Annotated in this window: 11 protein-coding genes and 1 pseudogene; 7 read left to right on the forward strand and 5 right to left on the reverse strand. The window is 70.0% G+C overall.

The window, feature by feature from the left end; translation table 11 throughout:
* Window positions 1–82 precede the first annotated feature (82 nt).
* On the forward strand, window positions 83–1,387 hold the full coding sequence (locus tag LR394_RS32045) for a hypothetical protein (protein WP_231448360.1): 1,305 nt from the start codon (window positions 83–85) through the stop codon (window positions 1,385–1,387).
* Window positions 1,388–1,553: 166 nt separating this feature from the next.
* Here the strand turns inward: LR394_RS32045 and LR394_RS32050 are convergent, their stop codons facing one another.
* The 3 genes from LR394_RS32050 to fdxA form a co-directional block, all read right to left on the reverse strand.
* Window positions 1,554–2,849, reverse strand: coding sequence for a citrate synthase (locus tag LR394_RS32050; RefSeq protein WP_231448361.1), 1,296 nt, complete (start codon window positions 2,847–2,849; stop codon window positions 1,554–1,556).
* A 76-nt stretch (window positions 2,850–2,925) separates the two neighbouring features.
* Entirely contained in the window at window positions 2,926–4,065 is a 1,140-nt protein-coding gene (dapC, locus tag LR394_RS32055) for a succinyldiaminopimelate transaminase (protein WP_231448362.1), read from the reverse strand.
* Window positions 4,062–4,385, reverse strand: coding sequence for a ferredoxin (gene fdxA, locus LR394_RS32060; protein WP_231448363.1), 324 nt, complete (start codon window positions 4,383–4,385; stop codon window positions 4,062–4,064). Before fdxA ends, dapC begins: the two co-directional genes overlap by 4 nt.
* Before the next feature lie 136 nt (window positions 4,386–4,521).
* Between fdxA and LR394_RS32065 the strand changes: the two genes are divergently transcribed.
* On the forward strand, window positions 4,522–5,529 hold the full coding sequence (locus LR394_RS32065; RefSeq protein ID WP_231448364.1) for a GNAT family N-acetyltransferase: 1,008 nt from the start codon (window positions 4,522–4,524) through the stop codon (window positions 5,527–5,529).
* Here the strand turns inward: LR394_RS32065 and LR394_RS32070 are convergent.
* Window positions 5,526–9,503, reverse strand: a complete 3,978-nt coding sequence (locus LR394_RS32070; protein WP_231448365.1) for a response regulator — start codon at window positions 9,501–9,503, stop codon at window positions 5,526–5,528. The two genes, LR394_RS32065 and LR394_RS32070, sit on opposite strands and share 4 nt — an antisense overlap.
* Before the next feature lie 154 nt (window positions 9,504–9,657).
* Here LR394_RS32070 and LR394_RS32075 point away from each other — a divergent pair, with 154 nt between their 5' ends.
* Together LR394_RS32075 and mshB are read left to right on the forward strand one after the other, a co-directional pair.
* Window positions 9,658–10,038, forward strand: a complete 381-nt coding sequence (locus tag LR394_RS32075) for a response regulator (protein WP_231448366.1) — start codon at window positions 9,658–9,660, stop codon at window positions 10,036–10,038.
* Between the two features lie 23 nt (window positions 10,039–10,061).
* Complete coding sequence (mshB, locus tag LR394_RS32080; RefSeq protein WP_231448367.1) at window positions 10,062–10,991, forward strand: N-acetyl-1-D-myo-inositol-2-amino-2-deoxy-alpha-D-glucopyranoside deacetylase; 930 nt, start codon at window positions 10,062–10,064, stop codon at window positions 10,989–10,991.
* Between the two features lie 49 nt (window positions 10,992–11,040).
* Here mshB and LR394_RS32085 read toward each other — a convergent pair whose 3' ends face one another.
* Window positions 11,041–11,310 carry a peptidoglycan-binding domain-containing protein gene (locus LR394_RS32085; RefSeq protein WP_231448368.1) on the reverse strand — a complete coding sequence of 90 codons (270 nt, stop codon included), beginning with the start codon at window positions 11,308–11,310 and terminating at the stop codon, window positions 11,041–11,043.
* Between the two features lie 213 nt (window positions 11,311–11,523).
* Here LR394_RS32085 and LR394_RS32090 point away from each other — a divergent pair, with 213 nt between their 5' ends.
* The 3 genes and pseudogenes from LR394_RS32090 to LR394_RS32100 form a co-directional block, all read left to right on the forward strand.
* On the forward strand, window positions 11,524–13,407 hold the full coding sequence (locus LR394_RS32090) for an AAA family ATPase (protein ID WP_231448369.1): 1,884 nt from the start codon (window positions 11,524–11,526) through the stop codon (window positions 13,405–13,407).
* A 10-nt stretch (window positions 13,408–13,417) separates the two neighbouring features.
* Window positions 13,418–13,903 carry a flavin reductase family protein gene (locus tag LR394_RS32095; protein WP_231448370.1) on the forward strand — a complete coding sequence of 162 codons (486 nt, stop codon included), beginning with the start codon at window positions 13,418–13,420 and terminating at the stop codon, window positions 13,901–13,903.
* A gap of 175 nt (window positions 13,904–14,078) precedes the next feature.
* A pseudogene (locus LR394_RS32100) lies at window positions 14,079–14,471 on the forward strand (hypothetical protein); the annotation flags it as partial.

Consider the following 14,471-nt stretch of genomic DNA (forward strand, 5'->3'; position numbering starts at 1 on the left):
TGGTCATGCAGTTTTCTCTCAGGAAGAAGCTGCATGATCACCGGCTCGATCTGTACCACGAAGGCAAGGAGGTTCCGGCGGCGTGAACCGCTTCGACCCGACGCGCCCGGTGCCCGCCAAGGGCCCGAAGGCCGGTGCCCCACGCCGGGAGCGACCCGTCCCCGGCGGCGGTCGGCCGCCCGAGGACTCCGCGGCCGGTACCCGGCCGATGCCTCAGGACGACGAGGACAACCGGCACCTTCCGTTCGGCCGCCGGCGCCCCGCCGCCAAACCGGTCGAGCCAGTCGAGATGTCCAGGCCGCAAGAACCTTACGAGTCCGACGATCACCGCGACGCAGCAGCCCGGCATGACGAGCGCGCCGACTTCTTCGGCGAACCGGACGACGAGTACGGGGACGACATGCGCGCCGGCCACGGTAGCCAGCGAGGCAGCCGCACCAACCGGCCCGCCTCAGCAAGCAAGTCGGGCAAGGCTGCCCAGAAGGGCAAGCGCCGCAGTCCTTTCCGCGGGTTCCTGATCGGCCTGACGGTGATCGCGGTCACCGCCGGGCTGGCCGTGGGCGGCGCCTGGGTCTGGCTGCAGGGCGCGGTCGGGCCGGTGACGCTGCGCGAGATCTGCACCGGCGAGTTCACCGACGGCAGCAAGCACACCCTGGAGATCGATCAGGCCGACAACGCCGCGATCATCACCGGCATCGCCGAAAAGCGCGAGTTCCCGGTGCGCGCGGCCACGATCGGCGTGGCCACCGCCATCCAGGAGTCCAAGCTGCGCAACATCACCTACGGCGACCGGGACTCGGTGGGCTTGTTCCAGCAACGTCCTTCGATGGGCTGGGGAACCCGCGAGGAGATCCTCGACCCGATCTACGCCACCAACAAGTTCTACGACGAGCTCGAGAAGATCGGCGACCTGGACGATCTCACCATCACCGAGGCCGCCCAGAAGGTGCAGCGTTCCGGCTTCCCCGAGGCCTACGCCGACCACGAGCCCGAGGCCCGGCTGATCGTCTCACCGTTGTCCGGCCGCTCGCCCGGCGGCTGGAACTGCGTCCTGAAGGACGATGCCGGCCTGGCCGCGCAGCAGCCCGGCGAGAACGGCCTGACCGAGCGGGCCGCCGCCGTGCGCAGCGCCGCGAAAGAGGAACTGGGGCGCAGCAAGCCGGAGGTGGACACCGCGGGCACCAGCCTGACGTACTCCGTCCCGGCCTCCGACAACGACCGGCACGCCTGGGCTTTGGCCTCGTGGGCGGTGGCCCGCGCGGATGCCCTTGGGGTCAAGCAGGTTTCGCTGGCCGGGCAGCGCTGGACCCGGGCCGACTCGAACAACGGCTGGGTGGAGAGCACCTCCGAGCTCAGCAACCGGCAGATCCAGATCACCGTCTACTGAACGCAACCCGGTCCCCGAGGGGCCGGGACTGCGATCGGCGCCCACCGCGTCCCAAAGCAGTACCAAAACGGAACCACCGGGCGACTCATCCACGGATGAGCACCCGGCGGGAGCCATTGCCCGGTGATCGCCGGAAGTACCGATCACCGGGCCGTTGTGAGACCTATCAGCGTTCGCTGATCCCCAGGTACGGCCGCTCGGGAGCGCCGATGTAGACCTGCCGCGGACGGCCGATCTTGGTCTGCTTGTCTTCCGTCATCTCGCGCCACTGGGCGATCCACCCGGGCAGCCGGCCCAGGGCGAAGAGCACCGTGAACATCTTGGTCGGGAAGCCCATGGCCTTGTAGATCAGGCCGGTGTAGAAGTCCACGTTCGGGTACAGCTTGCGCTCGATGAAGTAGTCGTCGTTGAGCGCGATCTCCTCCAGCCGCAGCGCGATGTCGAGCAGCGGGTCGTTCACCCCGAGGCCCCGGAGGATGTCGTCGGCGGTCTTCTTGATGATCGCCGCGCGCGGGTCGTAGTTCTTGTAGACCCGGTGCCCGAAGCCCATCAGCCGGACCCCGCCCTCGCGGTTCTTCACCTTGTTCATGAAGGTGTCCGGGCCGTCGGGCGAGTTCTTGATCTCTTCCAGCATCTCCAGCACGGCCGAGTTGGCGCCGCCGTGCAGCGGGCCGGACAGCGCGTGGATGCCGGCCGAGACCGAGGCGAACAGGTTGGCCTGGCCGGAGCCGACCAGCCGGACCGTGGAGGTGGAACAGTTCTGCTCGTGGTCGGCGTGCAGAATGAACAGCAGGTCAAGGGCTTTGGCCAGGACCGGGTCCACGTCGTACGGCTCGGCCGGGAAGCCGAACGTCATCCGCAGGAAGTTCTCCACCAGGCCGAGCGAGTTGTCCGGGTAGAGGAACGGCTGGCCCACCGACTTCTTGTAGGCGTAGGCCGCGATCGTCGGCAGCTTGGCCAGCAGCCGGACCGTGGCCAGTTCGACCTGGTCGTGGTCGCGGATGCTGGTGCTGTCCGGATAGAACGTGCCCAGCGCCGAGACGGCGGCCGACAGCACCGGCATCGGGTGCGCGTCGCGCGGGAAACCGTCGAAGAAGCGCTTGAAGTCCTCGTGCAGCAGCGTGTGCCGCTGGATCCGGGTGGTGAAGTCCTCCAGCTGCGTGGCGGACGGCAGCTCACCGTAGATCAGCAGGTAGCTGACCTCGAGGAAGGTGGACTTCTCGGCCAGGTCGGCGATCGGGTAACCGCGGTAGCGCAGGATGCCCTGGTCACCGTCGATGTAGGTGATGGCCGAGGTGCACGATGCGGTGTTCGTGAAACCCGGGTCCAGGGTCACGTAACCGCTCGTGGACAGGAGCGAGGAGATACCGAAACCGGAGCCGCCCTCGGTGGCCCGGGTCACCCCCAGGTCGAGTTCGCCGCCTGGGTACTTCAGGGTGATCTGATCAGATCCGTCGGACATAGGACGCTCCCACGCTGGTGTCTGGGTCCAGGGTCTAATGACCTCATGCCCGGCTGGTAGGCCGGGACACATGGCCTTAACGCAAGTTACCCCTCGTTGATCCTGAGGAGCCATCCGGACCAGCCGCCCGGTCAGCGAGTTGCGCCACTCTTTCGTCACTCACGGTCAGAGCTACCCGGACGTGCCGGGCCCCCGCCGGGCCGTAGAAATCTCCCGGTGTGACCAGGATCCCGCGTCCGGCGAGATCGGCAACCGTGTCCCAGCAGGGCTCGTCCCGGGTGGCCCAGAAGTACAGGCCGGCCTGCGAGTGGTCGATCTTGAAGCCCTCGGCGCCCAGCCACTCGCGCACGATTTCACGCCGACGGCGGTACCGCTCGCGCTGCTGCGCGACGTGCTCGTCGTCGCCCAGAGCGGCGCGCAGCGCCTCCTGCACGGGCCAGGGGACGATCATCCCGGCGTGCTTGCGGATCTCCAGAAGACGTTGCACCAGAACGGGATCACCGGCCACGAAGGCGGCGCGGTAACCGGCCAGGTTGGACTGCTTGCTGGTCGAGTAGACCGCCAGCAGACCCTCGTGCGAGCCGCCGCAGACCTCCGGGTCGAGGATGCTCGGCACCTCGACGCCGTCCCAGCCGAGCTCGGCGTAGCACTCGTCGCTGGCCACCACGGCCCCGACCGAACGTGCCCATTCGACCATCTTGCGCAGGTGTTCCACGCCCAGCACCCGGCCGGTCGGATTGCCCGGCGAGTTCAGCCAGAGCAGCTTGACCGCGTTCTTGGCCGGGCCCACCTGAAGCGTGCCGTCGGCGGCCAGTGGAGTGGCTCCGGCCAGTCGCGCACCCACGTCGTACGTGGGATATGCCACTTGGGGATGCATGACGACATCGCCCGCTCCCAGCCCCAGCAGAGTGGGCAGCCAGGCGACCAGTTCCTTGGAGCCGATCGTCGGCATCACGCCGGCCGGATCCAGGTCGGGCACGTTGCGCCGGCGGGCGAACCAGGCCGCCACGGCCTCCCGCAGGGGCGGGGTGCCGTAGGTCTGCGGGTACCCGGGCGCGTCGGCGGCCGCGGTCAGCGCCTGCCGGACCACGTCGGGGGTGGGGTCGACCGGGGTGCCGACCGACAGGTCGACGATTCCGCCCGGGTGCTGCCCGGCCTGGCTCTTGAACGGCGTGAGCCGGTCCCAAGGGAAGTCGGGCAGCACCGGAGCGCTCACTCCTCGGCCTGCGGCGGCAGCGCGGAGATCAGGCCGTGGTCCTTGTTGATCAGGCCCATCTTGGCGGCGCCGCCCGGGGAGCCCAGGTCGCCGAAGAACTCCACGTTGGCCTTGTAGTAGTCGCCCCACTGCTCCGGGACGTCGTCCTCGTAGAAGATCGCCTCGACGGGGCAGACCGGCTCACAGGCACCACAGTCCACGCACTCGTCGGGGTGGATGTAGAGCATCCGTTCCCCTTCGTAGATGCAGTCGACAGGGCACTCCTCGATGCAGGCCTTGTCCTTCACATCCACGCAAGGCTGCGCGATGACGTAGGTCACGTCGGTCCTCCTGTAAGGCTGCCCTGGTCGCTCTCCAGGGCACGTCGTCGGGGCCCGCTCGAGTGGGCCCGGCCCAGTATCTCTGATCCGGAAACCACGTGTCGCCGAAGGGTGACCTCATGAAAGGGTCCCGGGCATGAATACGCCGTCCAGCAGCAGGTGGGCCGAGCATGTCGGTTCGCGCGTGGTGATCCGTTTCCGCGACGGCGAGGGCGTGCGTGACGTGCTGGGCGAGTTGCTGGCGGCGGACGAGCACACGCTGCGGGTGCAGGGCCGGCGCGGGCCGGTGGAGGTGCGGCTGGGCAGCGTGGTCGCGGGCAAGCCGGTTCCGCCGAAGGCCACCCGGCCGGCACCGCCGCACCTGGCCCTGTCGGTGGCCGACCTGGAACTGGTGATGGCCAAGCACTGGCAGGCCGCGGAGCAGGACTGGCTGGGCGGTTGGCTGCTGCGGGCCAGCGGGGGCTACACCGGCCGGGCCAATTCGGTGCTGCCGGTCGGGGAGCCGGGCATGCCGCTGGACGTCGCCCTGACCGAGGTCGAGGACTGGTACACAGAGCGAGGGCTGCGCCCCCGGGCGAGCCTGCCCGAGCCCCGGCCCAACGACCTGGACGGTGAGCAACTGCTGGCCGCGGCCGCGGTGTTCGAGGGCGCGGGCTGGGAGGAGATCACTCCTACCTCTGTGCTTACTGCCCCGGTGGCCGAACTGCGGGGGCTGCAGGCCCGGCTGGGCGGGCGGCCGCTGCCCGAAGACCTCGAGATCACCCTGGCGGACGAGCCGGATCCGGTCTGGATCGAGCAGTACCGCTATCGCGGGCAGGCGGTGCCGGAGCACGGGATCCGGTTGCTCACCTCCGCGCCACGTCAGGTGTTCGCCTCAGTGAAGACGTCGGCGGGCGAGTTGGTGGGGTTGGGCCGGGGTTCGCTCGCCGAGGGGTGGAGCGGGCTGACCGCGATGAAGGTGCTGCCGCAGTGGCGGCGGCAGGGCCTGTCACTGGCCCTGATCGGGGCGGTCGCCGAGTGGAGCTGGCAGCACGGCGCGATGTCGATGTACCTGCAGGTGGAGGCCGGCAACGAACCGGCCCTGGCGAGCTACGCCAAGGCCGGCTTCGTCTTCCACCACCGCTACCGGTACCTGGCCGGCTAGCCGGTCCCGGGCTCGGGCAGGCCGGCGGCCAGGTCGCGCAGGTTCACCCGGGCCTGGTCCAGCGCCACCTCCAGGTCGATCATCAGCTGGCCGCACTGCCCGGCCCGGCCGGCCCGGGCCTCGGCCTCGATCACCCTGGCGATCTCCACCACCCGGACCGTGCCGAGGTTCAGGCCGGCCCCGGCCAGGCTGTGCGAATGCAGGTAGGCGGCCTCGGAGTCGTCGGCGGCGACGGCCAGGCCGAGGCGCTGGAACAGGTCCACGCTGCGGGACAGGAACGAGCTGATGATGTCGCGCACCAGCTCGATCTCGAAGTCGGAACCTTCTCCGAGGAGCTCGGTGATCCGCTCTTGGGTCTCGGCGATGACGGGTACCTCCTGACCTGAGCCGTCCGGTGCACCCGCGGACGGTCGTTCCTCCACCAAGGTTTCCTCGGTCGGCCCCGCCTGACGGGGGACGGCCGGGCGGGAGTCCTCTTCCAGAACTCCGACCGCCGCCGGTGCTGGGTTCACGGCCGTAGGGATCACCGTGACGTGCTCGTTGTCGCGGAAGGCGGCCACCCGGTCGCGCACCGCCGAGTAGTGCGGGGCCATCGGCTGCACCTTCTGGGCCCGGCCGGCCGGCGGCTCGTCGGTGCCGATCCGCAGCCAGCGGTTCAGGGTGGCCTGCAGGGTGGCCGAGCGCACCGGCTTGGCGATGAAGTCGTCCATCCCCGAGTCGAAGCAGCGCTGCCGGTCGGCGGCGAACGTGGCCGCGGTCATCGCAATGATCGGAACCTCCCGGGTGGCCGGGCGTTTGCGCAGCTCGACGGTGGCGGTGTAGCCGTCCATCACCGGCATCTGGCAGTCCATCAGGATCGCGTCGTAGTCGTGCTGCTCGGTCATGGTCAGCGCCTGCTCACCGTGCCCGGCCACGTCGACCTGGTAACCCAGCTGCGACAGGATGCCGAGCGCGACGGTCTGGTTGATGTCGTTGTCCTCGACCAGCAGCAGCCGGAACCCCTCCCGCGCGGAGCCTTCCGGCGCCGCAACCGGTTGCGCCGCTTCGGGTTCCGGCTCCAGCACCGATTCCGGCACCGGCTCGGGCGAGTCCGCCGAGGCCACCGGGTCGGGCGAAGCCGCCGCAGCGGACTCCACCGCCGGCAGACTCACCCGGGTCAGCGCGCTGAACAGGTCGGACTGGCGCACCGGCTTGGTCAGCCGGGCCGCGATCCCCCGGGCCAGCGCCTCCTGCTCGTCCACCTCGGCGCCGGAACTGACCAGGATCACCGGCAGGTTGGCCAGCGCCGGGACCCGCCGGACCTGCTCGATCAGCGTCATCCCGTCCTTCTCGGGCATGTGCATGTCCACCACCGCCAGGTCGTACCCACCCACCGGGGCGGAGCGGTTGGTCAGCATGTCCAACGCCTCGTCGGCCGAGCCGGCCGCCACCGGGCGCATCCCCCAGCGGGTCAGCTGGGTGGTCATCACCAGCCGGTTGACCTCGTTGTCGTCGACCACCAGGACCGCCAGCCCGCGGGCGTCGCGACCGCGCACCGAGCGTCCCCAGTCGGCCGCCGGGGCGAACACCAGCTCGGCCACGAAGGTCGCCCCCCGGCCGATCTCGCTGGTGGCCCGGATCGTCCCGCCCATCAGATCGGCCAGGCGCCGGCTGATCGACAGCCCCAGCCCGGTCCCGCCGTAGGCCCGGCTGGTGCCCTCGTCGGCCTGCCGGAACGGCTCGAACAGCAGGTCCAGCCGGGCCGGCTCGATCCCGATCCCGGTGTCGGTGACCGCGAAGTCCACCGAGACCAGGCCGTCCGAACGAGCCGCGCCCGGGGTCACCGCGATCGAGACCCCGCCGCTCTCGGTGAACTTCACCGCGTTGTGGGTCAGGTTCAGCAGGATCTGCCGCAGCCGGCCCGGGTCGCCGTTCAGCGCGAACGGCACCCCCGCCCCGTACTCCACGTTCAGCTCCAGGCCCTTGGCCGAGGCGTTCTGCCGGACCAGGGTGACCACGTCGTCGACCACGTCCTCGAGCCGGAAGTCGACCTTGTCCAGCAGCAGCCGGCCGGCCTCGATCTTGGAGAAGTCGAGGATGTCGTTGATCACCGTGAGCAGGGCGTCGCCGGCCGTGCGCACCCCTTCCACGTAGCGCCGCTGGGTCTCGGTCAGCGGGGTGCCCAGCAGCAGGTCGGTCAGGCCGATCACGCCGTTCATCGGGGTCCGGATCTCGTGGCTCATGGTGGCCACGAACTCGGACTTCAGCCGGGACGCCTCGACCGCCTGGTCCCGGGTCTCGGCCAGGGCGTTCTGCAGGTCCTTCTGCGCGGTGATGTCGCGGCCCACCGCGTAGATCAGCCGGCGGTCCGGGTCGGAGGCCACGGTCCACAGCAGGGTGTGCACCGAAGCCTCGCGCACGTAACGGTTCTCGAAGGTGGCCACGCCCGGCTCGGTGACCAGGCGGACCAGCTGGTCGGCGACCCGGCGCTGGTCCTCGACGTGGAAGACCTCCTCGAAGCGCAGGCCGAGCAGCTGGTCCGGACCGATCCCGAGGGCGGCCGACCAGACCGGGTTGGTCTGCACCAGCCGACCGCCGAAGTCGGCCACCGCCATGAAGTCGGCCGACAGCTGGAACAGCTGCTCCACCTGGTCGCGAGCGCTCAGCCGGTCGGTGACGTCCTGCAGCGAGCCCCAGATCTCGTCCACGCCCTCATTGCGGATCCGGAAGTTGCACTCCACGATCCGCCGGGTGCCGCCCGGGCCCCGGGTCCGGGCCAGGAACACCTGCTGCTCGCCGCTGCGCACCAGTTCCTTCAGCCGGTCGGCGGTTTCCGGGTCGCTCTCGGCCATCAGGAAGGGCGCCAGCTCCCGGCCGGCCAGCTCCTCCACCGGGATGCCGAGCAGTTGCTCACCGCCCACCGAGCAGAAGTCCACCGTGCCGTCCGGAGTCAGGCGCAGCAGCACACCGGGCGAGGAGTTGGCCAGATCCTGCAGCCGCCGCTGGTTCTCGCTGAGCGAGTAGGTGGCCTGGCGCGCCGCGAAGTTGGCCCGGCGCCGCACCGCGGCCACCACCACCGCGCTGATCAGCAGCACGGCTCCGGTCCCGATCGCCGCCGCCCGGAAGAACACCGCCGGCCGCATCGCGGTGGCCTCGTCCTCCTGAGCGACCACCCGCCACCCGTAACCGTTCTCACCCGCCGAGGGCGTACTGACCGCCACGATCTGACCGCTGCCGGCCAGCACGCTACGCCCCCGGGCCAGCCGTACCGATTCGGCGATCCCTTGCCCGGCAGCACCTTCGCTGTCCGCCACCAGCCGGTCCGAGGCGTCCAGCACGCTCAACCGAACGCCGCGGCCGGAGGCGTACGAGTCCACATACCGCTGGTAGCCGGAGATCCGCTGCGAAATCGCGACGTAGCCGAGCAGGCCGCCCGAGTGGCCGCGGACCGGCACGGCCGTGAGATTGACGTCGTTGCCGGTCAGATCGCTCTGGAACACCGAGGAGACGGAATACGGGGCGGCCGGGTCGATCTCCGGCACCCAGGCCTGGGCCCCGAGGTCGTAACCGGCCGCCACCCGGTCCGGCAGGTCCCCGACCACCTGGTAGTCCGCATCGACGACGAACACCGTGGAAATGTCCGTCCCGGCCGCCGCCAGAGTCCGCAGCACCCGCGCGACCGCGTCCTGGGTGTCCTGAGTCCGAGGGTTCTCCAGCGCCTCGGCCAGATTGTTGTCGCCCGCCACCGAACCGATCAGCGTGGCCAGTCCGGAACTCTGCTCCCGCAGGAAGACGCTGGCCAGGTCGGCGGTGTTCTGCATCTCCCGCTCGGCGTTGGAACGCACCATCCGGTCGTACGAGATCACCGCGGCGGTGGTCGGCACCACGATCAGCACGGCCAGCAGCGCGAGCGTGCCGATGAACCGTCCCAGGTGCCGGTGGTCGCCGGGCCGGTCCCGGCGGGGCGTCTCGGCCGGGGTGGTCGCAAGGGTCACCTCTGGCCGATCGTCATCTCGGCTGCCCGGGTGAAGCGATCGGCGCGATTTCTGACGACGCTGGTGAACGGCCCGGGATTCCTCAAGATCAGCAGCGGGACGGCCGATCACCCCCTACGGACGATAGTGCTTCCGAGTGTGGGGACGGCGTGTTATGGCCCGGGTACTGGTGGTGGACGACGATCCCGACACCGTGCGGATCGTCACGTTCCGGCTGCAGTCCAACGGGCACCGGGTGATCGGGACGACCTCGGCGAAGACGGCGCTGTCGGCGGTGGCGGAGCGGGGCCGGCCGGATGTCGCGATCCTCGACATCTCGATGCCGGAGATGGGTGGGATGGAACTGCTCGTGCACCTGCGGGCGATGGAGGGCAGCGACAACCTGCCGGCCATCTTCCTGTCCGCCCGGGTGATGCGCGACGAGGTGGACGAGGGCCGGGCCCTGGGCGCCACCTATCTGACCAAGCCGTTCATCGCCTCGGCCCTGCTGCGGGCGATCGACGAGGCGATCGTCCCCACGTTCGACTCCTGGTGAGGCCCTGACGCCACAATGGCGGGATGAGCGAGAACCCCAGGCGCATCGTCCTCGTGCACGCCCATCCGGACGACGAGACGATCGGTAACGGCGCCACCATGGCCAAGTACGCCGCCGAGGGTGCGCAGGTCACGCTGGTCACCTGCACCCGCGGTGAGCAGGGCGAGGTGATCCCGCCGGAGCTGGCCCACCTGCAGCACCCCGACCGGCTGGGCGATTTCCGGGTGGGTGAACTGGCCGCGGCGATGACTGCGCTGGGGATCAGTGACCACCGTTTCCTGGGCGATCCGACTTCCCCCGGCCGTCCGGCGGCTGCGGTTCGGGCCGACGGCGGCACGGTCTACGCGGACTCCGGAATGGCCTACGACCACGAGGGTGTGGTCGTCCCGTCACCGAATCCGCCGCCCGGTGCGTTCGCCCTGACCGACGTCGAAGAACCGGCCGAGCGCCTGGCCGATCTCCTGCGCGAACTGAAGCCGCAGGTGGTGGTGGGGTACGAGCCCGGCGGCGGTTACGGCCATCCGGATCACGTTCACGCGCACCTGGTGATGATGCGGGGTGTGGAGCTGGCGGCGGTGCAAGGGCCGGATGCCTGGGCGGTGCCGAAGGTCTACTGGAGCGTCTTGCCCGAGACGCTGACTCGTCAGGCCCTGCGGCTGATGCGGGAGAACTCCGGCCACACCGGCCTGGACCCGGACGGCCGGCTGCCGAGCATGGTGGTTCCGGACGAGCAGGTCACCACCGCGATCGATGCCACCGCGTTCACCCCGGCCAAGGTCGAGGCGCTGCGGGCGCACGCCACCCAGGTGCTGCTCAGCCCGAACGACGCCTCCTTCGCGCTGAGCAACCAGATCAGCCAGCCGGTGCTCGGGCTGGAGTTCTATCGCCTGGTGCGGGGCCACACCGGAGGTGTGCGCGACGAATTGGGGCGCGAGACAGACCTGTTCGCCTGAGACTCAGATCGGGTGGGCGCGCGGGGCAACCCACCCGATCTGCGTTGATTCAGTCCGCCTCGGTGGTGAACCAGTTGTTCAGCAGCCAGGTCCAGGTCTTGGCCCCGACATCGCCGTCCACCACGAGCTTGGCCCACTTCTGCACATACTCGACCGCTTCCTCGGTCTTCGCACCGAAGTCACCGTCCACCTTCAGCGGCGCCAGCATGCCCCCGCCGACCAGGAAGTGGTTCAGCAGCTCCTGCAGACGGCGGACCGCGATGACCTCGGAGCTGCCCTTCTTCAGCAGCGGCAGGCCGAGTTGGATCTTCTCGCTCATGATTCCCCCAGAATCGTCCGTGAACGTGCGTCCTAAGTGAGAACCGGGCACCGGGGACCGATACGTCTGTAGGAACCAATCGCAATGAGTGACGACGGGTGCTGCCTTTGGGCGTTCGGCTGACCGCCGGGAGGGTGACGACTCAACCAGCAGTGCAGCCACGGCCACTTCGGAGTGTCTCCTGGGACCAGGAAACAACTTTGGAGGACGGTTTTGGCGAGCGACACGGTGCTTGGGCGCCACCGGGCTTTGGAGAACGAGCGCCTCGACGACGTCGGCCGGGAGCGCGCGCGGGGGCAGCGCCGGCGCCTGAGCCGGGTGCTGCTGGCCGGGGTCGCGGTGGCCGGGTACTGCTGGTGGCGCTACCTGAGCGGGAACCCGATCCTGCCGGCCCTGCCGTCGATCGACCCGTTCCTGCTCACCGTGATCATCTTCTTCGGGCTGATGACCGCGGTGACGCTGGGCACGATGACCTTCACCGGGCGCTCACCGCACGTGCTGTACCGGCCCGAGCAGATCGAGGTGCGGATCAGCGACGTCAAGGGCCTGGCCCCGGTGGCCGAGGACGTGCGCCGTTCGCTCGAGCTCTTCCGCTCGGCCATGACCTTCAAACGCAAGATGGGCGGAACCGCGCGCCGGGGAATCCTTTTCGAGGGTTCACCCGGCACCGGAAAGACGCACATGGCCAAGGCGATGGCGGCCGAGTCGGGGGTGCCGTTCCTGTTCGTCTCGGCCACCGCGTTCCAGTCCTCGTACTACGGCGCCACCGGCCGCAAGATCCGCTCGTTCTTCAAGGAGCTGCGCAAGGCCGCCCGCCGGGAGGGTGGCGCGATCGCGTTCATCGAGGAGATCGACGCGATCGGCCTGGCCCGGGGCGGGGTCTCGCTGTCGGCCACGCCGGCGGCTGCGCTGCACTCGACGGACTGCGGTGGGCTGAGCGGCCTGACCGTGCTGAACACGGCTCCGGTGCAGGTCGAGCGGATGGTCAGCAGCGATGTCGGGGCGGTGGTCAACGAGCTGCTGGTGCAGATGCAGTCGTTCGACGAGCTCACCGGTGCGCAGCGGGCGATCGGCTGGGGCGTGGACCGGATCAACCTCCTGCTGCCCGCCGCCCGGCAGCTCCCACGCCCCCGTCCGGAGCCGGTGAACGTACTGGTCATCGCGGCCACCAACCGGGCCGACGCGCTCGACCCGGCGCTGCTGCGCCCGGGCCGGTTCGACCGCCGGATGACGTTCGGGCTGCCGGACAAGGCCGGCCGGCGGGAGCTGATCGACCACTTCCTGGAGCGCAAGGCGCACGAGGCCGAGCTGGCCGACCCGGAGCACCGGGACGCGCTGGCCGGGGTCACCCAGGGGTACAGCCCGGTCCGGATCGAGAACCTGCTGGACGAGGCCCTGGTCAACGCGGTGCGCCGGGGTGCGGCGGGGATGTCGTGGAGCGATCTGGAGCAGGCCCGGCTGGTCACCGAGGTCGGGCTCGGGCAGCCGGTCGGCTACACCGATCACGAGCTGCGGCTGATCGCCACGCACGAGGCCGGGCATGCGGTCGCGGCCTGGCTGCTGGCCCCGCACCGCCGGCTGGAGATCCTGACCATCATCAAGCGGGCGAACTCGCTGGGGCTGCTGGCTCACGGCGACCGCGACGACGTGTACACCCGCTCGAAGGCGGAGCTCGGGGCGTTGATCTCGATCGCCTTCGGGGGTCAGGTCGCCGAAGAGCTTTTCTTTGGGGACGTGTCGACCGGCCCGGCGGGTGACCTCACCTATGCGACCACGGTGGCGGCGCAGATGATCGGCTCCGCCGGGATGGGCGGCACGCTGATCTCGTTCGCAGCCTCGGCCGGCGGGGGCGACCTGGTCTCCCGGCTGATGGGCGACGCCGAAGGCCGCAAGATGCTCGAGGAGCTGCTGGCCACGCGCAAGCAGGTCACCCGGGAACTGCTGGAGCACAACCAGCACCTGGTCGAGGCGCTGCGTGACGCCCTGCTGGAGCGGCACGAGTTGATCGGCGGGGAGATCGGGCGGGTGCTCACCGAGGCGCAGTCCGGCCAGAGCGTGGATCTGCGGGATCGAAGCGCTCTCAGGCCGGGCTCTTAGTCTGGGGCGCATGGCAGTGGATCAGGGCACGTTCAGGCGGGCGGTGGGGCGGTTCGCCACCGGTATCTGTGTGGTGACGAGCCGGGAAGGGCGCCTCGACCACGCGATGACGGTCAACGCCTTCACCTCGGTGTCGCTGGACCCGCTGCTGGTGCTGGTCTGCGTGGAACGCGAGGCCCGGTTCCACGACGCCGTGGTCGAGGCCGGGGTCTGGGGAGTCAGCGTCCTGGACTCCGGGCACCGGCCGGTGGCCGACTGGCTGGCCAACCGCGGACGTCCGTTGATCGGGCAGCTGGACCGGATACCGCACCACCGCGGCCCGGAGACGGACGTCGCGCTGCTCGACGAGGCGGTGGCCACGCTGGAGTGCCGCACCACGGCGGTGTACCCCGGCGGAGATCACAACATCGTCCTGGGTGAGGTGGTGGCGGCGGACGTTTGTGACGATCGGTCCGGTGCTCTGCTGTATCACCGGGGCGCCTACCGTCAGCTCTGACCGATTCGTTATCCGTTCGATCTTGGATCACAATGCGACACAGCCGTTTCGGTGACACTCCGTCGTACCATGACCCAGTGGCAGAGACCCCATTGGCGGCGTGGCCCCAGGCTCCCGTGAACGAACCGGGCATTCGCTCCCTCAGCGATCGGGGCCCGCAGTGAACCAGCCGCCGGTGGACGCGACCCAGCCGTTGCCCCAGGTGAAGGGCGGCAAGGACGGCCTCCCGCCGGAGCTCTCGGTGGAACCGGGCCAGCCGCGGGGCGAGTCCTCGCCCGGCGACGGTTCCGCTGCGCCGCGGGGTGGCGGCCGTGACGGTGCGAGCGATCGCCCCGGGAATGCCCTCGATGACGGCCTCCCCCAGCGGCCCAGAAGTGGCTCCGGCGGTCGGCCCGGTGATGCTCCGGGTGACCGGTCGAGCGGTGGCCGAGGCGGTGGCGGGTCGAGTTCGGACAACCGCTGGTCCGCACTGACCGATGGCAGGCGTTCCCATGGCGAGCAGAGCCGTGGCGAGCAGGCCCGTGGCGAGCAGGCCCGTGGCGAGCAGGCCCGTGGCGAGCAGGCCCGT

This window comes from Kineosporia babensis, from assembly GCF_021129305.1.
GTDB classification, from domain to species: Bacteria; Actinomycetota; Actinomycetes; order Actinomycetales; family Kineosporiaceae; genus Kineosporia; species Kineosporia babensis.